Origin of the sequence: Nisaea sp. (genome assembly GCF_040217065.1) — a bacterium.
Classification (GTDB): Bacteria; Pseudomonadota; Alphaproteobacteria; order Thalassobaculales; family Thalassobaculaceae; genus Nisaea.
In genome coordinates this window covers 339,139-358,488 of the sequence record NZ_JAVJNX010000004.1, presented here as the reverse complement: position 1 = coordinate 358,488, position 19,350 = coordinate 339,139, and the positions used below count along the sequence as shown (strand labels likewise).

The 19,350-nt window shown below is 62.9% G+C and carries 19 protein-coding genes; 11 read left to right on the top strand and 8 right to left on the bottom strand.

Features of this window, described 5'->3' with window-relative positions:
• Positions 1-3 precede the first annotated feature (3 nt).
• From rbbA to RH950_RS03155, 6 genes are all read right to left on the bottom strand, one after another.
• On the bottom strand, positions 4-2,742 hold the full coding sequence (gene rbbA / locus RH950_RS03180; RefSeq protein ID WP_350053627.1) for a ribosome-associated ATPase/putative transporter RbbA: 2,739 nt from the start codon (positions 2,740-2,742) through the stop codon (positions 4-6).
• Complete coding sequence (locus tag RH950_RS03175; protein WP_350053625.1) at positions 2,735-3,721, bottom strand: HlyD family secretion protein; 987 nt, start codon at positions 3,719-3,721, stop codon at positions 2,735-2,737. Before RH950_RS03175 ends, rbbA begins: the two co-directional genes overlap by 8 nt.
• Before the next feature lie 124 nt (positions 3,722-3,845).
• Positions 3,846-4,802, bottom strand: coding sequence for an acetyl-CoA carboxylase carboxyltransferase subunit alpha (locus tag RH950_RS03170; protein WP_350053623.1), 957 nt, complete (start codon positions 4,800-4,802; stop codon positions 3,846-3,848).
• Between the two features lie 81 nt (positions 4,803-4,883).
• Positions 4,884-5,804 (bottom strand): site-specific tyrosine recombinase XerD, encoded by a 921-nt coding sequence (xerD, locus tag RH950_RS03165; protein ID WP_350053621.1) that lies wholly within the window; start codon positions 5,802-5,804, stop codon positions 4,884-4,886.
• A 4-nt stretch (positions 5,805-5,808) separates the two neighbouring features.
• Positions 5,809-7,584 carry a hypothetical protein gene (locus RH950_RS03160; protein WP_350053619.1) on the bottom strand — a complete coding sequence of 592 codons (1,776 nt, stop codon included), beginning with the start codon at positions 7,582-7,584 and terminating at the stop codon, positions 5,809-5,811.
• A 103-nt stretch (positions 7,585-7,687) separates the two neighbouring features.
• Positions 7,688-7,825: a hypothetical protein gene (locus tag RH950_RS03155; RefSeq protein WP_350053617.1), complete on the bottom strand. Its 138-nt coding sequence runs from the start codon at positions 7,823-7,825 to the stop codon at positions 7,688-7,690.
• Between the two features lie 200 nt (positions 7,826-8,025).
• Between RH950_RS03155 and RH950_RS03150 the strand changes: the two genes are divergently transcribed.
• The 5 genes from RH950_RS03150 (at position 8,026) to RH950_RS03130 (ending at position 12,317) form a co-directional block, all read left to right on the top strand.
• Positions 8,026-8,643, top strand: coding sequence for a shikimate kinase (locus tag RH950_RS03150; protein ID WP_350053615.1), 618 nt, complete (start codon positions 8,026-8,028; stop codon positions 8,641-8,643).
• Between the two features lie 39 nt (positions 8,644-8,682).
• A complete protein-coding gene (aroB, locus tag RH950_RS03145) occupies positions 8,683-9,813 on the top strand; it encodes a 3-dehydroquinate synthase (RefSeq protein ID WP_350053613.1) in 1,131 nt (376 codons plus the stop codon).
• Positions 9,813-11,171, top strand: coding sequence for an HlyC/CorC family transporter (locus RH950_RS03140; RefSeq protein ID WP_350053611.1), 1,359 nt, complete (start codon positions 9,813-9,815; stop codon positions 11,169-11,171). Before aroB ends, RH950_RS03140 begins: the two co-directional genes overlap by 1 nt.
• A gap of 49 nt (positions 11,172-11,220) precedes the next feature.
• Positions 11,221-11,670, top strand: coding sequence for a CBS domain-containing protein (locus RH950_RS03135; RefSeq protein WP_350053609.1), 450 nt, complete (start codon positions 11,221-11,223; stop codon positions 11,668-11,670).
• A gap of 80 nt (positions 11,671-11,750) precedes the next feature.
• Positions 11,751-12,317: a DUF2889 domain-containing protein gene (locus tag RH950_RS03130; RefSeq protein ID WP_350053607.1), complete on the top strand. Its 567-nt coding sequence runs from the start codon at positions 11,751-11,753 to the stop codon at positions 12,315-12,317.
• On the opposite strand, the gene RH950_RS03125 is transcribed toward RH950_RS03130, so the two are convergent.
• A complete protein-coding gene (locus RH950_RS03125) occupies positions 12,299-12,631 on the bottom strand; it encodes a ribbon-helix-helix domain-containing protein (protein ID WP_350053605.1) in 333 nt (110 codons plus the stop codon). The genes RH950_RS03130 and RH950_RS03125 overlap by 19 nt on opposite strands.
• Before the next feature lie 144 nt (positions 12,632-12,775).
• The gene (locus RH950_RS03120; protein WP_350053603.1) at positions 12,776-13,042 is read right to left on the bottom strand and encodes a BolA family protein; all 267 of its coding nucleotides are present in this window, start codon (positions 13,040-13,042) and stop codon (positions 12,776-12,778) included.
• Between the two features lie 114 nt (positions 13,043-13,156).
• Between RH950_RS03120 and RH950_RS03115 the strand changes: the two genes are divergently transcribed.
• From RH950_RS03115 to RH950_RS03090, 6 genes are all read left to right on the top strand, one after another.
• Entirely contained in the window at positions 13,157-13,735 is a 579-nt protein-coding gene (locus RH950_RS03115; protein ID WP_350053601.1) for a J domain-containing protein, read from the top strand.
• Positions 13,736-13,804: 69 nt separating this feature from the next.
• Entirely contained in the window at positions 13,805-14,806 is a 1,002-nt protein-coding gene (cobS, locus tag RH950_RS03110; protein WP_350053599.1) for a cobaltochelatase subunit CobS, read from the top strand.
• Positions 14,807-14,830: 24 nt separating this feature from the next.
• Entirely contained in the window at positions 14,831-16,702 is a 1,872-nt protein-coding gene (gene cobT / locus RH950_RS03105) for a cobaltochelatase subunit CobT (protein WP_350053597.1), read from the top strand.
• An 87-nt stretch (positions 16,703-16,789) separates the two neighbouring features.
• A complete protein-coding gene (locus tag RH950_RS03100; protein WP_350053595.1) occupies positions 16,790-18,310 on the top strand; it encodes a bifunctional metallophosphatase/5'-nucleotidase in 1,521 nt (506 codons plus the stop codon).
• A gap of 109 nt (positions 18,311-18,419) precedes the next feature.
• Positions 18,420-18,743 (top strand): NIPSNAP family protein, encoded by a 324-nt coding sequence (locus RH950_RS03095; RefSeq protein WP_350053593.1) that lies wholly within the window; start codon positions 18,420-18,422, stop codon positions 18,741-18,743.
• A 126-nt stretch (positions 18,744-18,869) separates the two neighbouring features.
• Positions 18,870-19,310, top strand: a complete 441-nt coding sequence (locus tag RH950_RS03090; RefSeq protein WP_350053591.1) for a dihydroneopterin aldolase — start codon at positions 18,870-18,872, stop codon at positions 19,308-19,310.
• Positions 19,311-19,350 lie beyond the last annotated feature (40 nt).

Sequence of the window (19,350 nt, the reverse complement as noted above, 5' to 3'; positions counted from 1 at the left end):
GCATCAGCGATCCTGTTTCGGCAGGGCGACCGAGGAGATCGCCCAGTAGGCCAGGCAGAAGATGGCGAGCATGGCGAGGTTAGGTGCCAGATCGGCGGCCGGCAGGCCCTTGTTGAAGACACCGGAACTGATTTTCTGGAAATAGGATGCCGGGAAGGCCTCGCCGATGATCCGGCCGGCAGTGTCCAGGGTCGCGACCGGGTGCAGCATGCCGGAGAAGTTGATGGTCGGAACCAGAACGATGATCGCTGTTCCGAAGACGGCGGCGACCTGCGAGGTGGCCACGGTCGAGGCCAGCAGGCCGAACCCGGTGGCGGCGGTGGCGTAGAGCACCGCGCCGCCGAGCAGGACAAGCACGCTCGATTTCGGCGCCAGGTCGAAAAGCAGGAACATCATCAGCATCATCGTGCAGAAGCTGATCAGGGCGATGCCGATGTAGGGGATCTGCTTGCCGACCAGAAATTCGAAACGGCTTGCCGGAGAGGCATAGAGGTTTGTGATGGAGCCAAGCTCCTTCTCCCGGACGATGCCGAGCGCCGTCAGCATGGAGGGGATCATCATCATGAGCATCATCAGCACGCCCGGCGGAATTGCCTGCTGCGAGGTGAAGCCCTGATTGTAGCGGAACCTGACCGCGATATCGGCGGCCTGTTGCGTTCTCGTACCCGTCCCGTTCAGGGCCGCGAGCTCCGACAGGAAGGAGCCGAAAGCGCCTTCCACATGACCGCGGGAGGTCTCGGCGCGGCTGGTATTGGCGCCGTCCAGCCAGGCAGAGACTTCCGGCTGGCGCCCGGCGACAAGGTCGCGCCCGAAACCGGGAGGCAGGACGAGGGCGAGGCTGATCTCTCCCCTCTGCATGCGCCGGTCCAGGTCCCGTGTATCCTTCAGCTCCGGTGCCGCGCTGAAATAGCGCGAGCCTTCGAACTGGCGCAGGACCATGCGGCTCTCGCGGCTGCGGTCCTGATCCAGGACGGCATAGCGCATGTCCTCGACATCGAAGGATATTCCGTAGCCCATCGCCAGCATCAGGATCAGCGGGCCAAGAATGGCGAAGGCAAGCCGGATCGGATCGCGGACCAGCTCGAATGTCTCGCGCCGGGCGATGGCCAAGAGCCGCGCCGGGGAGAACAGCGGTGGCGCCATGTCTCCTGCGGTGCTGTAGTCCAGCTCGACGGCCGGTTCCGGCAATGGTGACCCGTCATCCTCCGCCGCCAGTTCGAGATGCTCGATGAAGGTTTCTTCCAGCGTGGCCCGGCCGGACTCCGCCACCAGTTCGTCCGGCGGTCCCATTGCCAGCACCCGGCCCGCATGCATCAGCGAAATGCGGTCGCAGCGTTCGGCCTCGTTCATGAAATGGGTGGAGATGAAGATCGTCACGCCATCGTCCCGGGAGAGTTCGGTGAGCAGGTTCCAGAACCCGTCCCGGGCCACCGGATCGACGCCACTTGTCGGCTCGTCCAGGATCAGCATTTCCGGTTTGTGCAACACGGCGACGGCAAGTTGCAGGCGCTGGCGGATACCGAGCGGCAGGGCATTCGGCCGCTTGTTCATGACCGCCTCCAGGTCAAACCGGTCGGCCAGCTCCGCAATCCGCTCCGTCTTCCTGCTTCCCTCGATCCGGAACAGGCCGGCATGCAGGTCGAGGTTCTGGTGCACGGTCAATTCGCCATAGAGCGAGAAGGACTGGGACATGTAGCCGACTCTTCGGCGCATCTCCATGCCGCCGCCGTCGATCAGCTTGCCGAAGATCCGGGCCTCGCCCTCGGTCGGCGTCAGCAGGCCCGTCAGCATCTTCATGGTCGTCGTCTTGCCGCAGCCGTTCGAGCCGAGGAAGCCGAAGATCTCGCCACGCTCAATGCGGAAATCGACATGGTCGACGGCGCTGAAATCGCCAAACTTCATGACCAGTCCGGATGCCTCGATGGCGGGCGGCTCACCGCTCTGCGTCGCGCGCTCCGGTTTTGGGCGGGGGACGAAACCGATAGCGCCGCCCCGGTGCGGAAGCAGGGCCAGGAACGCGTCTTCCAGACTGTCGGCGCCGGCCTGTTTCTTCAGCTCTTCCGCGGTCCCCTCGGCCAGGATGGTGCCGTCATGCATGGCGATCAGATGGTCGAAGCGCTCGGCTTCCGACATGTAGGCGGTGGCGGTGACAATCGTCATCCAGGGACGGCGTGCCTGAAGCCGGGCGATCAGATCCCAGAACTGACGGCGGGACAGGGGATCGACGCCGGTGGTCGGCTCGTCGAGGATCAGCAGGTCCGGGTCGTGTATCAGCGCGCAGCAGAGCGCCAGTTTCTGTTTCATGCCGCCGGAAAGCTTCTCCGCCGGCCGGTCGCGGAACGGGGAAAGTCCGGTGGCCCGCAGCAGCTCGTCCGCCCGCTGCCGCCGCTCGGTCTCGGGCTGATCGTAAAGCCGGGCGAAGAAGTCGAGATTTTCGGCGATCGACAATGTCGGGTAGAGGTTCTTGCCAAGGCCCTGCGGCATATAGGCGATCCGGCCGCAGACCCGACGCCTGTGATCGCTGCGCCGGAGATCGCCACCGAGCAGCTCCACAGTACCATTCTGGATTTTCTTGGTGCCCGAGAGCAAGGCAAGCAACGTGGATTTGCCGACGCCGTCCGGGCCGATCACGCCGACGGCCAATCCGGGTGTGATTTCCAGATCCACGGTCCGCAAGGCAGCGGTTCGTCCATACCGGTGGGAGAGCCCGGAAACACCTATGGGAACGACCGTATCAGCCATTGCGCGGCGGCAGCCTGACGGCAAATTCCTCCGGCCAGGGCAGGTCGGGGTCCGTCCGGATGATGGCGACACCCGGAATGCCGGTCTTCACCAGACGCTCGTACCCTTCGAGGATATCCGCCGGGATCGTGACCTTGACCCGGAACATCAGCTTGTCCCGCTCGCTCTCGGTTTCCACGTAGCGCGGGGTGAACTGCGCTTCAGAGGCGACGAAGGTGACCGTTGCCGGAACGACATAGTCCGGCGCCGCATCGAAAATCAGCCGGGCTTCCGCCCCGTAGGCGAGCCGTCCGGCATCGCGTGTCGGCAGATAGACCGTCATATAGACCCGCTTCAGGTCGAGCATGGTGGCGATCTTGCCGCCCGCCCCGATCACCTCGCCAGGTTCCGCCAGCCGGTACTGGATGCGACCGGCGACCGGTACGGTAATTTCATACTCCCTGAGATCGGCGCGAATGCGTTCCACCGTCGCCTCGCGGGCCGCGATGGTCGCTTTCGCCCGGGCGATGCCCGCTTCGGCGGAGGCGACTGCCGCAGCGGCCGTCGCGCGCTGGCTGCGCCGGCGGTCCACGGTCTCGCCGCTGGCGAAGCCCCGCTCGCCAAGGGTCTCGGACCGGTGCATTTCCTGATCCGCCAGCACCAGCTCGCTCTGGCGCTGGGCCAGCACGGCGCGTGCTTCGTTCAGCGCCTCCCGGGACTGCAGCACGGCAGCATCCGCTTCCCGGAGCTGGGCTTCGATTTCGGACGAGTCGAGATGGGCGAGGGGCTGTCCTGCAGTGACCATTTCGCCTTCGGTCACCAGGACATCGCTGATGCGGCCGGAGAATTTGCTGGCGATATCGACCCGCTCGGCCTCAAGCCGTCCGTTGGCGCGGGCAAAGCCTTCCGGCAGGTCGCCTTCGCGTCCGCTGAACCAGTACAACCCAGCCGCGATTGCGGCGAGCAACAGCCCTATCAGAATGGTGCGGTGACCGAGCATCCCGCCGTTCCCTCAATCGCTGCCGATGGCACCCGGCGTCAATGTAGGGGACATAGCATCCGGCGCAAAAAGGGGATTTGTTCCAGATCAATTCAAGGCATCTGATGGACCGGAAACCAATCGGTCAGGCGAGACCCTTCTTGCCTATATCGAGGAACTTGCGGCGGCGGTCGGCCTTCAGCTTGCCGCCCTCCGTGCCGACGAGTGTGCGCAGATTTGCTTCCACCGCATCGCCAAGACTGTTGAGGGCGGTTGCCTGGTCCCGGTGCGCCGCGCCGAGCGGTTCCGGGACGATCTCGTCGATCACGCCGAGTTTCAGCAGATCGTCCGCCGTCAGTTTGAGGGCTTCGGCCGCATCCCGCGCATGGTCGCCGTCGCGCCACAGGATCGAGGCGCAGCCTTCCGGAGAGATGACGGAATAGACCGCATGTTGCAGCATCAGCACCCGGTTGGCCGCCGCCAGGGCAACGGCGCCGCCGGAGCCGCCTTCGCCGACGATGGAGGCGATGATCGGAACCTGCAGGGACAGGCAGGCGTCGATCGAGCGGGCAATGGCCTCGGCCTGGCCGCGTTCCTCGGCGCCGACGCCGGGATAGGCACCGGCCGTGTCGACAAATGTCAGCACCGGCAGCTTGAACCGGTCGGCCATTTCCATCAGCCGGCGCGCCTTGCGATAGCCTTCGGGCTTCGCCATGCCGAAATTATGCGCGATCCGCTCTTCCGTCGTGCCGCCCTTCTCGTTGCCGATGATAACGGCGGAGAAGCCCCTGAACCGGCCGATGCCGCCGATGATGGCCTTGTCCTCGCCGAAGGCGCGGTCTCCCGCCATCGGGGTGAAATCTTCCACCAGATGGGCCAGCACCTGCTTGAAATGCGGGCGGTCCGGATGCCGGGCGACCTGGACCTTCTGCCAGGGTGTCAGCTTCTGATAGGACTGCCTCAGCTGGCGGTCGACCTTGGCCTGCAGCTTGCCGACCTCGTCGGCGATATTGATATCGCCCTCGGAGGTAAGGTGGCGCAGTTCCTCGATCTTGCCTTCAAGATCGGCGATCGGCTTTTCAAAATCCAGAAAGACGCGCATATCCGTCGAATCACTATGTTGGGGAGCGCGGAACCATACTCGTCCGGGCCTCGGGTTACAATGTCTGGATTGCCGTTTTGATCAGGTCTTTCTGCCCGGCTTTGCCAGGGGGTGATGCTCGCTCACCAATGCTTTCAGGCGTTCGGCGAGCACGTGGGTATAGATCTGGGTTGTCGAAATATCCGCGTGCCCCAGCATCTGCTGAACGCTGCGCAGGTCGGCCCCGTGGTCCAGAAGGTGGGTCGCGAAGGCGTGCCTCAGGACATGCGGCGAGACCGCCGCCGGACGCAGGCCGCTTGCGATGGCCAGTTCTTTCAGAAGCTGCCCCATGCGGCGGCGCGACAGATAGCCGTCGCTGCCGCGTGAGGGGAAGAGAAAGGGCGATGTTGCGCCTTCGGGAAGAAAGCTGCTTCTGACCTCCTTGTAGGCCGTGATTGCCTCGCGGGCCGCGTCGGTCAGGGGCACCATGCGTTCCTTGCCGCCCTTGCCGCGGACGATCAGCACGCGCGGGTCCCGGGCGACGGCGGCAATGGGCAGGGCCACCAGTTCCGAGACACGCAGACCGCTGGCATAGAGTATTTCCAGCAGGCAGGTCAGGCGCAGCCCCTCCGCGCCATCCTTGTTGCGGGCCGCAGTCAGCAGCAGGTCAACGTCCTTCTCGCTCAGGATCTTCGGCAGCGGCCGGCCCTGCCGCGGACTGTCAATGGCGGTCGACGGATCGTCGCTCCGGTCACCCTCGCTGTAAAGGAATCGGTAGAACTGCCGGACCGCGGAGAGCCGGCGGGCTGCGGTGCGCGGGGCCATGCCGGCGGCCTCGAGCTGTTCCAGATAGGCCCGGATGTCGTCGCTCGACGCGGTGCCGAGTGTCTGCTGCCGCTTCGCAAGGCTGGCAGCGAAGTCCCGCAGATCACGCCGGTAGGCATCGATCGTGTTGCCGGCCGCACCCCGTTCGGCAAGCAGCATCTCCAGAAAACGCTCGATGGCCCCGCTGTCCGGGCTCATCCGTTCATTCGCCCGGGGGAGCCGAAACCGGCGTGTTGCCGGCCGCCAGATAGATGTCGAGCGCAAGCCGGTAGGCGTCCTTCCGCAAGCCGAGCTCGGAAAGCGCCCGGACGCTTTCGGTCAGGGCGACGGTGTCATAGTCCAGCAGCCCGGCGCCGGACAGCGAGAGCACGGTCAGCAGGGCACCTTCGCCGAGCCTGCCGTTCCTGGCGGCATCCCGCCGGGCCCGCTGCAGGGCCGCGGGTGGCGATATCGTTTCTTTCGGTGTGGCCTGACTGATCAGGCCGCGCCAGACCGTACCGGGCGTCTCGGCCCCGGTGGCTTCCAGCAGTCCGAACAGCAATGTGGCCCGTTCGGGAGCCCCTTCCGGCGCGACATTGCGGACGCCGCGCCACCACTCCCGGAGGAAATTCCTCTCGAGCGGCACATCCTCGCCGGCGGCGAGCCGGGACAGGATGACCGCATCGCGCCAGGCCGTTGCCTGTTCTGGGCCGAGACGCGCTTCTCGGGAGGCCATTTCCAGCCAGGGTGCGGCGGCGTCGCTCATGCCGGAGGCGATGAAGGCCGATGCAGCGTCGGCGGCGAACCAGGCATAGGGAGACGTCGTCGGGATTTCCTGGATCAGCGGGGCATAAAGACGGGCCGTGGCGCCGTAGCGACCATCACGACGGCCGAGGCTGAGAGCCTGCTGGATCGCCTGGGCCCGGGCCAGGGGCAGGGTCTGGCTGGCGATGGCCCGGTAGAGCAGGGCACGACCGTTGGCGCTCGGGTCGGCCGCCGCTGCGGACAGCGCGTTTTTCATCTGCGACGGGTCGATATCGACCAGCTCGTAAAGCGCGATCAGGTCGCTCCTGTCGACAAGCCCGAGCCGTTCGCCGCGTTCGGCAAGACGCAGACGGTCTTCGAAACGCAATGTCTTGAAGGATGTCAGAATTGGGATCAGGGATGCAGGCACGGCGTCCGGGGCCGGCATGGCAGGAGCAATTCCGGCAACCCGCATCATGGCGATGTCCAGTGGCCGGAGCTGCGCGGCCTGCGGCATCTGCGGCAGCTCGGACAGGGTGCCGCTGACCGCGCGCATGAGCTCGATATAGCGGGTATCCTGGTCGCCGAGTTCGAGCATCAGGCGCAGATTGAATTCGACGCTTTCCCATTCCTCCGCGAGCGCCTGGCAAAATGTTCCGGCCTTTTGCCAGTAAATGTCCTGGGGATTTGAAAGCATCGCGTCGCGGGCAATGGCGCAGCTTGTCCCGGTATCGCCGATCAGAAAACCGGCATCGCTCTTCAAGCGGGCGCGGAGCGCAGGTGACAGTGCGGTTTCGTCATCGACGCCGGCAGGCGCCAGGTCGAGAAGCCGGAGATAGTCGGGCCAGGCTCCCAGGCGTTCCAGGGCGTCAATGCGCGCCTTGACCAGGCTGGTCCGGTCCGCTGCATCGGTCGCTTGCGGAACCGTGGCCGGGCTCAACAGAATGCGCAGCAGAAGGCGCCGCAGGGAGGCTGTCGCCGGCGTGTCGCCGACCAGTGCCAGCATGCGCTGAATCGCGCTGCGCGGCGTTCCGTCCCACATAGTCGCCGGCAGGGCAGAATCGCCGCTGCCGATGGTGCCGACAGTCTCGCCCGAGACGGCGTCGAGGGAATTGACGGAGATACCATCCTTGGCCGGTGTCGCGTCGCTATCCGTTGAGGTCAGCTCGGGCGCGCGCTCAATCGCGCCGGAGGTGCTGTCGGCGCCGGACGGCGGCGGGAGCAGCGGCTTCGGGGCGCCGAGCGACGGGAGCAAGGGCTTCGGCGCACCCTGCGCCAGCCCGTCCCGCGTTCCGAAAGCCAGTGACAGAGCCAGAAACAGCAGACATAAACCGGCGCGCCGAGACCACGCCCGAACGCTAGCGGGGGAATTGATCATTGGGCAGGACCTGTTCGATCTGGCTGGTCGGCGCCGGAATGTCCCATGTGGACAGGAATGCGAAGCCGCCGCCAAACAACAATGCTAAGACGACAACGACCCAGAGCGTCAATTTCATGCTGCGGACCCATGAATTACGGTTTCACGCGACACCGGTCCGGCCGACATGCACGCAACGTCCCCAATGCGTTTACAACGCCATGCTGGGGAAGATATGCTACCGACGGATTATGACACGTTTGCGGCAAGCATACCGGCCGCATTCAGTGAGTTCAACGAGGGAGAGGAAAGAGAGGTACCGGATTTGACTGGAAACGCTTGCCGCGTCTCGTCCGGAACCAGAACCTGCTTCCCATGGTGAACCAGTCTGATCCGCAGGACATACCGCTGTCCCTCCCGAAAAGCATCGTTCTCGTCGGCCTCATGGGGGCAGGCAAGAGCAGTGTCGGACGCCGTCTGGCGCAGCGGCTCGACATGCATTTTGTCGACGCGGACCGGGAAATCGAGGACGCGGCCGGCTGCACGATCACTGAGTTTTTCGAACGTTTCGGCGAGGACGAGTTCCGGCGCGGCGAGCAAAGGGTGATTCAGCGCATCCTGAGCGGCCCGCCCGTTGTGCTGGCGACCGGCGGCGGCGCCTTCATGGCGGAAGAGACCCGAACAGCCATCGCGGAAAACGCGGTATCGCTCTGGCTCAAGGCCGATATCGACGTGCTTTTCGAGCGTGTCAGCCGTCGCCAGGGGCGGCCGCTGCTGGCGCAGAAGGACCCGAAGGCAGTGCTCCAGAAACTGATGGAAGAGCGCTATCCCGTCTATGAGAAAGCCGATCTCTGGATCGAATCGCGCCGGGGCCCGCTCGAGGCAACGGTCGATCGGGCCTATGACGTGCTGATGGATTATTTCGGGGATGCACGCAAAGCCGTTCCGGCCGAATGAGCAGCATCCCGGAGCCGGTATTTTGAAACAGGAAGTATTATGACGACGACCCAGACGGTTCGCGTGGGCCTCGAAGACCGCAGCTACGATATTCGTGTCGGGCCCGGGCTGATCGCGGGGGCTGGGAATGAGATCAGGCCCCTGATCCGCGGGCGCAAAGCCTTCGTCGTCACCGATTCCACGGTTTCCGGATACTGGCTGGACCCGCTGACGCGGTCGCTGGATGCGGCGGGGATCGCGGTCACGACCATCGTTGTCCCGCCGGGCGAATCCTCCAAGAGCTTCGCCGATTTCGAGCATGTCTGCTGCCGTATGCTGGAAGACGGCGCCGATCGCCGCTCCGCGGTGATCGCGCTCGGCGGCGGAGTGGTCGGCGATCTTGCCGGCTACTGCGCGGCATCCGTGATGCGCGGCCTCGATTTCATCCAGATCCCGACGACACTGCTGGCGCAGGTCGACAGTTCGGTCGGCGGCAAGACCGGGATCAACACGCCGCAGGGCAAGAATCTGGTCGGTGCCTTCTACCAGCCGAAGCTGGTGCTGGCCGACACCGGGACTCTCGCCACACTGCCGAAGCGCGAAGTGCTGGCCGGCTATGCGGAAATCGTCAAGTACGGTCTGATCCGGGACGCTGCATTCTTCGAATGGCTGGAGCAGAATGGCGCGGACCTGATCGCCGGAGACGAGGCCGTGCGGATTTCCGCGGTTGTCGACAGCTGCAAGGCAAAGGCTGCCGTGGTGACCGCGGACGAACGGGAAGCCGGACTGCGCGAATTGCTGAATTTCGGCCACACATTCGCCCATGCCCTTGAAGCGGCGGCAGGATTCGATGGCACGCTGCTGCACGGCGAGGCGGTGTCGGTCGGCATGATCCAGGCGCTGGAGCTCTCGCGCCGCCTCGGCCACTGCGCAGGCCAGGATACGGAGCGGGCGCGGAGCCATCTTGCCGCCATGGGGCTGAAAGTCCGTGTGGCGGATATTCCCGGTTCCGCGCGCTGGAAAGCGGAGGCGCTGCTCGCCTCCATGCGCCGGGACAAGAAAGCGCGGGACGGGAGCATCCGGTTCGTTCTGGCGCGCGGTATCGGCGATGCCTTTTCCAGCGACGATGTCGCACCGGATACCGTGCGCGGGATGCTGCAAGAAGACCTTTCGACCGCGGCGAGCGTCTGATGGATGAGGAATTCGTGAATCTGATGGACGCCGAGCTCTGGCTGACGATCGGGGGCATTCTGCTGCTGATCGTGTTCTCGGCGTTTTTCTCCGGATCGGAAACGGGCCTCACGGGCTCTTCTATTGCCCGGATGCATCAGCTGGACCGCAAGGGTGACCAGCGGGCGTCCCGAGTGCTCGCGCTGCGCGAACACAGCGAGACCATGATCGGTGCGATCCTGATCGGCAACAACATCACCAACATCCTGGGCTCGGTGCTGGCGACGACCGTGTTCCTGAGGTTGTTCGGCGAGCATGGCGTGGTTTACGCGACGCTGGTGATGACGATCGTGGTCGTGATCTTTGCCGAAGTGCTGCCAAAAACCTATGCCCTGAACAATTCCGACCGGGTGGCGCTTACGGTCGCGCCGCTGATCAACGCCATTGTCATTATCCTGAGCCCGATCGCAAATACGGTGCGCTGGATCGTTCGGCTGATGCTGTCGACGTTCGGGATCCGGATATCGGAAGAATTCGGCCATTCGGAGCAGGAAGAGGAATTGCGCGGCCTGATCGAACTGCATGGCCATAAAGTCGAAGTCGATGAGGAGGAGGTCCGCGAGGAGCGGGCCATGCTGCGCTCGATCCTCGACTTGAGCGAGGTCTGGGTCGAGGAAATCATGACGCATCGGCGCCGGGTGGAAATGCTGGATGCGGACGACACTGTCGAAACCATCATCTCCCAGATCATGAAGAGCCCGTACACGCGGCTTCCGCTGTTCAAGGGCGATCATGATGAGATCGTCGGCGTCCTTCATGCCAAGGCCGTGCTGCGCGCCGTCAAAGGGCTGAGCGGTGAGCCTTTGGAACAGCTCGATATGCGGGAAATCGCCTCGGAGCCCTGGTTCATTCCGACAACCACCACCCTGCTCGACCAGCTTCAGGCCTTCCGCGCCCGACGTGAACATTTCGCCCTCGTGGTGGATGAATACGGAGCCTTCCAGGGGATTGTGACTCTTGAAGACATCATTGAAGAGATCGTCGGGGAGATCAGCGACGAGCACGATGTCGCGGTTGCCGGTGTGCGGCCGCAGGCGGACGGATCCTATGTCATTGACGGCACAGTGACGATCCGTGACCTGAACCGGGAGTTCGACTGGAGCCTTCCGGACGGGGAGGCTTCGACCATCGCCGGGCTTATTCTGCACGAGGCCAGAACCATCCCGAACGTGGCGCAGGAATTTGTTTTTTACGGGTTCCGTTTCAAGATTTTACGCCGCCACCGCAACCAGATCACCCTGCTGCGGGTCTCCCGGGCAGCGTCTACAATGACCGAAAATGAAACAGTTGAAACGTCGCGGCTCCCAGATGTGTCATGATTTGGTATGATCCACCGGGATAAATAAAAAACCTATCAGGGAGAATGCCATGCCCAGACATATCGTGCCGGATGTGGTCAACAAGCAGGACCTGTCGTCTCTGACGCCGAAGGATACCGTTCTCAAGGCAGCCAAGCTGATGACAAGCCGCAAGATCGGTGCGCTCCTCATCATGGAGGAAGAGGAGCTTGTCGGCATTCTCTCGGAGAGGGATATTGCCGGCCGTCTGGTGGCGGAAGGAAAATCCCCGGACGGCACGCTGATCGGGGAGATCATGACCCCGAAGCCCGAGACGATCGGCCCCAAGGCCTCCGTGATGGATGCGCTTCAGCGCATGCAGGAGGGTGGTTTCCGTCACCTGCCCGTCGAAGTGGATGGCAAGGTCATCGGTATGGTGTCGATCAGGGATATCTACGCCGCAGTCCGCGAGGATCTGGAAGAGGCGGTTCTGGAGCGGGAGGCCTTCATTTCGGGCTCGGGATTGGCCGGTCTTCCCTGACGCCCGATACGGTCGGGAATTGACTTCGGCGCGCTCCGGAATGATTTATGCTGCAAAGCAATACGATTCCGGAGAGATCAATGCCCCTGTCCAGCCCGGCGCCGCGCCGGAAGGTTCATACGCGTCGCGTCACTTGCGAGGGCTTTCGCCGTGATGACGGCAATCTCGATATCGAAGGGCGCATCACGGACGTAAAGACCTACGACGTCCCGAACGAGTTCAGGGGGGGTATCCCGGCCGGAGAGCCGATCCACGACATGTGGATCCGGCTGACGGTCGATGATGCGCTCACGATCCTGAATGTCGAGGCTGTGACGGATGCGGGGCCGTTTTCGATCTGCCCGAACATCACCGTGAATTTCCAGCGTCTCAAGGGGATCAGAATCGGGCCCGGCTGGCGGCGGAAAGTGCTGTCGGCGCTCGGAGGCGCTGAAGGCTGCACGCATCTGGTCGAGTTGCTCTGGCCGATGGCGACCACGGCATACCAGACCCTCTACGGAGAATCCTCCCGCAAGAGGCGCGAAAGCGGCGCCGAAGAGCCGAAGCGGGACGGCCCGCCGCCACTGCTCAATTCCTGCCACGCTTTCGGCGAAAGCAGCCCCGTGGTCAAGAGGATCTGGCCTGAATTCTACAAGGAACCGGCGTAGCGGCCGTTCTGGGGCGTGTTCCGGAATTCGTCGGTATGGCGAAAGACCCGGTTCATGATGGACCGTTTCGATTCCGGCCCGGCATCCTGTTCCAGGCTGTCGGCGAGGATTCGAAAATAACCTAGGATAAACACCCGGGTTGCCGAGGTCAGCGACGTGCTGACGCGATGCCGGTTCACGGTACTGCAAATCTGGTGAACAGTGAGCTTTTCCCGTGAAGCGATCTGGCCGAGCGCATCCCACATGGCCGGCTCCAGCCGCATGCTGGTGCGATGGCCGTCGATCAGCACATTCTTGCTTATGAGAGTTGACACCATGGATTCCGCAAACGTTCTGTTATCGTCGGGTTCTGGCAGACCAACGCCCGGTGTATCAGTGCATGCAAATTTAATGCAACTAAAAAACGATGGACTATTTTCGGGTCTCCTTTTGATTGCATTGTTTGCCCACCCTTTCGACTAATCCGCCGTCGCTTTCGCCTTGATAGACAAAGCATGGACGCGGTCTGCCAGCTCATCGGCGAGGACTGCATGGACCATGCGCTGGCGATCGACACGCGACTTTCCGGCGAAGGCGTCCGATATGATCTCTACATTGAAATGTGTTTCGCCGCCCTCACGCCAGCCCCCATGGCCGCGATGCGCTTGAGAATCGTCGATGACAGCCAAATGCTCCGGCGCGAATGCGGACATTAATTTGGCTTTGATCGTCTCCGTCACGGACATTACCTTAATCTCCCTGTCCCCCCTGCAGGGACATCCGGTTTATACAATGGCTCAAGCATCCTATTTTCGACTGACTGGCATGCACTAGACCAGAGACAATTTGGAACCCACGGTATGCGGAAGGCGCAGAGCGAATCTCTGAAGATCGACACGTACGGCACCGAGCCCGGTTTCCGGCGCTGCGACGCGCCGGGCTGTTCGTTCGTGGGCGAGCACCGCGCTCCGAAGGCGCGCAGCCGTCTCTCCGACTATTACTGGTTCTGTCTGGACCATGTCCGAGAATACAACAAGCGGTGGAACTATTACGAGGGTGCGTCTGCCGAGGACCTTGAACAGGAGATTCGCCGGTCCACGACCTGGGACCGGCCGACCTGGCCACTCGGCGCGGCGGCGGCATTTCGCAAGTTTGTTGCCGGTGATTACAGAGACCCGTTCGGTGCGCTCAATGGTGACGACGATATGGACGCCGCTTCCGGAACCGCTCCGCCCCGTCCCGGGAGCGAGACGGCGGAGGGAAAAGCTTTCGCTATCATGGGGTTGGCGCCGCCGATGACCGAACTGGAGCTGAAAGCGCGTTACAAGCAGCTTGTGAAAAAACATCATCCCGACGCGAATGGCGGGGACAAAGAGGCCGAAGAACGGTTGAAAATCATCAACGAGGCCTATACGACTTTGAAAAAGTTTCTAACTTGAAGGTACGGGAACCCTGAAAAGGACGATCCCGAACCGGATAGTCACCCACATCATTTGGGAATAAAGGCCATGGCGGCAGCACATGTTTACGAGCGCAAGCCTGCGCATCATATCGAAGCACCGGACACCGAGGTCTCGGTTCGCGAGACCTTTGGCATCGACGTCGATATGAAAGTGCCGGCCTTCAGCGAGCCGAGCGATTACGTTCCGACGCTGGACCCGACCTATCTGTTCGACAAGCAGACCACCCTCGCCATTCTGGCCGGCTTCGCCCATAACCGCCGGGTCATGATCCAGGGCTATCACGGCACGGGTAAGTCGACCCATATCGAGCAGGTTGCGGCACGCCTCAACTGGCCGTGCGTCCGGGTGAATCTCGACAGCCACATCAGCCGTATCGATCTGATCGGCAAGGACGCCATCGTGTTGCGCGACGGCAAGCAGGTCACGGAATTCCGTGAAGGTATCCTGCCCTGGGCGCTGCAGAACTCGGTGGCACTGGTGTTCGACGAATACGATGCCGGCCGGGCGGACGTAATGTTCGTGATCCAGCGTGTGCTGGAAGCGGACGGCAAGATGACCCTGCTGGACACCAACAAGGTGATCCATCCGAACAAGTATTTCCGCCTGTTCTCGACCGCCAATACGGTCGGCCTCGGCGATACCACGGGCCTTTATCACGGCACGCAGCAGATCAACCAGGGTCAGATGGACCGCTGGAACGTGGTCACCACGCTGAACTATCTGCCGCATGATCGCGAAGCGGAGATCGTTCTGGCGAAACTGCCGGGCTACGATACGCCGGAAGGCCGCGAGATGATCTCCAACATGGTCTCGCTGGCCGATCTTACCCGGGCCGGTTTCATCGCCGGGGACATTTCCACCGTGATGTCGCCCCGGACCGTGATCACCTGGGCCGAGAACGCCAATATCTTCCAGGATGTCGCGATGGCGTTCCGCCTGACCTTCCTGAACAAGTGCGACGAGGCAGAGCGGGGAACGGTTTCCGAATTCTACCAGCGCTGTTTCGGAGCGGACCTGCCGGAGACCAGCATCCGCGCGGCGGAATAGAGAAAGCGGCGCGGACAGGACCTGATGACATCCATGGCGGACGACGACCGGCTTGAGGAATTCAAGCGCGCGACAGCATCCTGCGTGCGGGCAATGGCGCACGAGGGAGAGCTTGAGGTCACCTATGGCGCGGATCAGGCCAGTGTCTCGGGCGACCGGGTGCGGCTGCCGTCCCCGCCGCGCAACCTGCCGCCGGAAGATGTCGCCCGGGTCCGTGGGGAAGCCGACAGCCTTGCCCTGAAACTCCGCTTTCACGATGCCGCAACCCATGCCCGCCGCCAGCCGTCCGGGCAGGCGGCACTGGAAATCTTCGATGCGGCCGAGCAGGCCCGGGTCGAGGCGCTGGGAGCCATCCGCATGGCCGGCGTTGCCCAGAACCTCGAAGCGGCCATGGAGCAGCGTTACCAGAAGCAGGGTCTGGAAGGCGTCACCGACAAGGACGAAGTGGCCCTTTCCGAAGTCGTCCGGCTGATGGCCCGCGAAGCCATCACCGGCGCGCCGCCGCCGGAATGCGCGCAGGGCGCAGTTGATCTCTGGCGTCCGTGGGTCAACTCCAAGATCGGCGACACTCTCTCCGAGCTTTCCCGCCATCTCGAGGACCAGGAAGCCTATGCGGAACTGTCCCGCCAGCTGATCACCGACCTGGATCTGGAAATCGGCGACGACGGGATGACCGATGAGTCGAATTCCGACTCCGAGGCGGAAGACGATGGCGGCGAGGGCGAGGAGCTGAACGATAGCGGAACCCGCGGTACCGCCGAAGACAGCACCTCCTCCGAAATGGTCCCGTCGGACATGGATTCCGGCGACGAGGCCGGCGAGGGTGAAGACAGCGAAGACGGCGAGTTCGAACCCGGCGAGGGTGACGAGCAGCCGGCCAATCCCGGCACGCCGCCGCAGATGCATAATGCGGATGACGGCAACCGGTTGCGGAAGAGCTATCACGCCTACACGACCGAATATGACGAGGTCGTCCGGGCTGACGAGCTGTGCGACGCGGAAGAGCTGGCGCGCCTGCGGGCGCTGCTGGACCAGCAGCTCAACCATCTCCAGGGCATGATCGGACGGCTGGCGAACCGGATGCAGCGCAAGCTGATGGCAAAGCAGAACCGGTCCTGGCAGTTCGATCTGGACGAAGGCATTCTCGATGCCGCGCGGCTGTCCCGCGTGGTGGTGCAGCCGGACAGTTCGCTCTCCTACAAGATGGAGAAGGATACGGATTTCCGCGACACGGTCGTCACCCTGCTGATCGACAATTCCGGCTCCATGCGCGGCCGGCCGATCTCGATCGCGGCGATGAGCGCGGACATTCTCGCCCGCACGCTCGAGCGCTGCGGCGTGAAGGTGGAGGTTCTCGGCTTCACGACCAAGGCATGGAAGGGCGGCATGTCGCGGGAGAACTGGATCCAGGGCGGCAAGCCGGTCAACCCGGGCCGTCTCAACGATCTTCGTCACATCGTCTACAAATCCGCGGATGCGCCGTGGCGCCATGCGCGCAAATCCCTCGGCCTGATGCTGCGCGAAGGCATCCTGAAGGAAAATATCGACGGCGAAGCCCTGCTCTGGGCCCATCAGCGGTTGCTGAGCCGGCCGGAAGAGCGGCGCATTCTGATGGTGATCTCCGACGGTGCGCCGGTCGACGATTCGACGCTCTCCATCAATCCGGGGAATTATCTCGAGCGCCATCTGCGCGAAGTGATCCAGTATATCGAGACAAAGTCCCCGGTCGAGCTTGTCGCCATCGGTATCGGGCATGACGTGACGCGCTATTACCGCCGTGCGGTAACGATTGTGGACGCCGAGCAACTCGGCGGCACCATGATGGACCAGCTGACCAACCTCTTTGACGAGGATACACCGCGGAACCGTCGCGCCGAGATGCGCCGTACCGCCTAGCGGAATAGATACGCGCACCCCGCGGTATGGGTGAATTTCCTTTCGAAATAGGCTAGTATTCGGCTGATTCGATTACGGAGAGAAGCCATGCGCGCCACGCTCCACGCGGTATTCTTGTGCACGATTCTTGTGGTCCTTGGGGTTCCCGCCGGTGCGGAACCGCTACGTCTGTCGCTTGTCCATGTGAACGACTGGGACCGGCTCGATGACAAGGACGGGGCCGGCGGGGCCGCAAAGATCGCAAGTATCGTGCGCTATGAGCGGGACCGGGCCGAAGCGGATGGCGGCCTGATGCTTCTGACTTTTGGCGGCGACATGCTGTCACCGTCACTGCTCTCCGGTTTTGACAAGGGCGCGCATATGGTCGATCTGGCCAATGCGATCGGCTTTGATGCGGCCGTGCTCGGCAATCACGAGTTTGATTTCGGCCCCGAAATCCTGATGCAGCGGCTGAAAGAAGCCAAATATCCCGTTCTCGGCAGCAATGTCTCCTACAAGGGCAAGCCCGGTTTCCCGGGCGCCCAGCGTTCGCGCATGGTCACCTCTGGCGGGTACAAGATCGGTTTGCTCGGCCTGACCACGACCGACACGCCCAGCCTGTCGAGTTCCGGGCCGGATGTCGGCTTCGCGCCGATTGCCGAGACGGCGAAGGAAATCGCGGCGACCTTGCGTAAGGACGGGGCGGATCTGGTTATTGCCCTCACGCATGCGGTCTATCAGAGCGACCTGGAGACGCTGCGGCAGGTTGGCGATATCGACATTGTCCTCGGCGGTCACGACCATCTGGTGCTGGTGCTCTATGACGGTAAACAGGCGGTCCTGAAAGCCGGCAGCCAGGGGAATTTCGTCGGCATCATGGATATCGCCATTGACCGGGTCGCGGGCCGGAATGGCCAAGAGCTGGTCTGGCAACCGAGCTTCTCGCTGATCAACACAATCGACGTCGAGCCGGATCCGCAGATTGCCAAGAAGGTCGCCGCCTATACATCCAAACTGGACCGGGAGCTTGTGGTTGAAATCGGGGTGACCGAGGTTGCGCTCGATACAAGCCGCGCCGCCGTGCGCTCGGCGGAGAATGTTTTCGGCAACCTGATTGCGGATGCCATGAGAACGGCGACCGGCGCCGATGCGGCGCTCACCAACGGTGGCGGCATTCGCGGGGATACCAGCTACCAGGCCGGACGCAAACTGACCCGCAAGGATGTGCTGACGGAACTGCCCTTCGGAAACCGCACGGTGACCATGCGGATCAAGGGCAAGGACCTGCGCGCGGCCCTGGAGAACGGAGTCTCGCAGGTTGCGGAAGGGGCCGGCCGCTTTCCCCATGTCTCCGGGATCAGCTTCGCCTTTGACGGGCGCAAGCCCGCGGGCTCCCGGGTGTCCGACATCAAGGTCGCGGATACGCCGCTCGATCTCGGCAAGGTCTATGTCGTCGCGATCAATGACTTCATCGCCAGGGGCGGGGACGGGTATGATGCCTTCAAGAAGGGCGAGATCATCGTCGATGCGAGTTCGGCGCGCCTGATGGCAAGCCAGGTGATCGACCATATCCAGAAGAGTGACGGGGTGAAAACCAGGATCGAGGGACGGATACGCCGGCTTGACTAGGGCGCGGACTGTCTCCCCCAGGTCGCGCCTCTCGTTCCGGTTCGGCGCTGGAGGGCGCACGGCGCTGCGCTTATGCTAGGGTCTCACATCGAATTTTTGGGAGGATTCCATGCTGCTCGACGTGCGTACCTACACCTGCCGCCCCGGGACCATCAAAAAACATCTCGAGATCTACGAGAAGTATGGCAAGGCGCCGCAGTCCAAACATCTGGGCCAGCCGCTCGCCTTCATGGTGACCGAGACCGGTAACCCGAACCAGTACATCCATATCTGGGTCTATGAGAGCGCGGGCGACCGCGAAGCCAAGCGGGCTGCCATGTGGGCGGATCCGGACTGGCTCGCCTACACCAAGCACAGCGCGGAATTCGGCGGGCTTGTGGAACAGCAGAACGTTCTGATGAAGCCGGTCGATTTCTACAAGATAAAGACCTGACATCACACGACCTGATCCAGCCGTCCTGTCGGAAATCGCGGTTTCATGACGGATTTCGGATGTTCCCGGAGCACATGATGCGATAGGCATGGCGGCTGGATCGGGATGACATGAAGGGAACGGACCGTGGCGAGAGACCTGATTGGCGACAATGTGACGCCGCTGGACGTGGTGCGCGACGCCGCTCCCCATGCCAAGTCCCGACCGGGCTACACCGTTCGTATCCGTGATCTCGTGCTCAACATGTTCATCGGCGTGCACGAGTTCGAAAAGGCGGAACCGCAGCGGGTGCAGGTCTCGGTCGAGCTAACCCTGGACTATCCCGAAGACGGCATCGGCAGCCATTACAGCCGGGTGTTCTGCTATGAAACCTTCATCGGCCGGATCCGGATGATCGCCGAAGCGGGCCACATGTTGCTGGTCGAGGGGTTCGCGGAACGGATCTGCGATCTCGCCTTCGACGATCGCCGCGTGCTGGCGGTAAAGGTCGAGGTCGAGAAGCTCGATATTTTCGAGGATGTCGGCGGTGTCGGCACCCTGATCGAGAAATTCCGCCCCGAGGGCTGACTCAAGCTCGCTGACCCGGATTCACAGGGCCGATTGAGCC

Bases quoted from the DNA above. Each gene is read 5' to 3' on its own strand.
- rbbA (WP_350053627.1), bottom strand. From the start codon at position 2,742: ATGGCTGATACGGTCGTTCCCATAGGTGTTTCCGGGCTCTCCCACCGG.
- RH950_RS03175 (WP_350053625.1), bottom strand. From the start codon at position 3,721: ATGCTCGGTCACCGCACCATTCTGATAGGGCTGTTGCTCGCCGCAATC.
- RH950_RS03170 (WP_350053623.1), bottom strand. From the start codon at position 4,802: ATGCGCGTCTTTCTGGATTTTGAAAAGCCGATCGCCGATCTTGAAGGC.
- xerD (WP_350053621.1), bottom strand. From the start codon at position 5,804: ATGAGCCCGGACAGCGGGGCCATCGAGCGTTTTCTGGAGATGCTGCTT.
- RH950_RS03155 (WP_350053617.1), bottom strand. From the start codon at position 7,825: ATGAAATTGACGCTCTGGGTCGTTGTCGTCTTAGCATTGTTGTTTGGC.
- aroB (WP_350053613.1), top strand. From the start codon at position 8,683: ATGACGACGACCCAGACGGTTCGCGTGGGCCTCGAAGACCGCAGCTAC.
- RH950_RS03140 (WP_350053611.1), top strand. From the start codon at position 9,813: ATGGATGAGGAATTCGTGAATCTGATGGACGCCGAGCTCTGGCTGACG.
- RH950_RS03135 (WP_350053609.1), top strand. From the start codon at position 11,221: ATGCCCAGACATATCGTGCCGGATGTGGTCAACAAGCAGGACCTGTCG.
- RH950_RS03130 (WP_350053607.1), top strand. From the start codon at position 11,751: ATGCCCCTGTCCAGCCCGGCGCCGCGCCGGAAGGTTCATACGCGTCGC.
- RH950_RS03120 (WP_350053603.1), bottom strand. From the start codon at position 13,042: ATGTCCGTGACGGAGACGATCAAAGCCAAATTAATGTCCGCATTCGCG.
- RH950_RS03115 (WP_350053601.1), top strand. From the start codon at position 13,157: ATGCGGAAGGCGCAGAGCGAATCTCTGAAGATCGACACGTACGGCACC.
- cobS (WP_350053599.1), top strand. From the start codon at position 13,805: ATGGCGGCAGCACATGTTTACGAGCGCAAGCCTGCGCATCATATCGAA.
- cobT (WP_350053597.1), top strand. From the start codon at position 14,831: ATGACATCCATGGCGGACGACGACCGGCTTGAGGAATTCAAGCGCGCG.
- RH950_RS03100 (WP_350053595.1), top strand. From the start codon at position 16,790: ATGCGCGCCACGCTCCACGCGGTATTCTTGTGCACGATTCTTGTGGTC.
- RH950_RS03095 (WP_350053593.1), top strand. From the start codon at position 18,420: ATGCTGCTCGACGTGCGTACCTACACCTGCCGCCCCGGGACCATCAAA.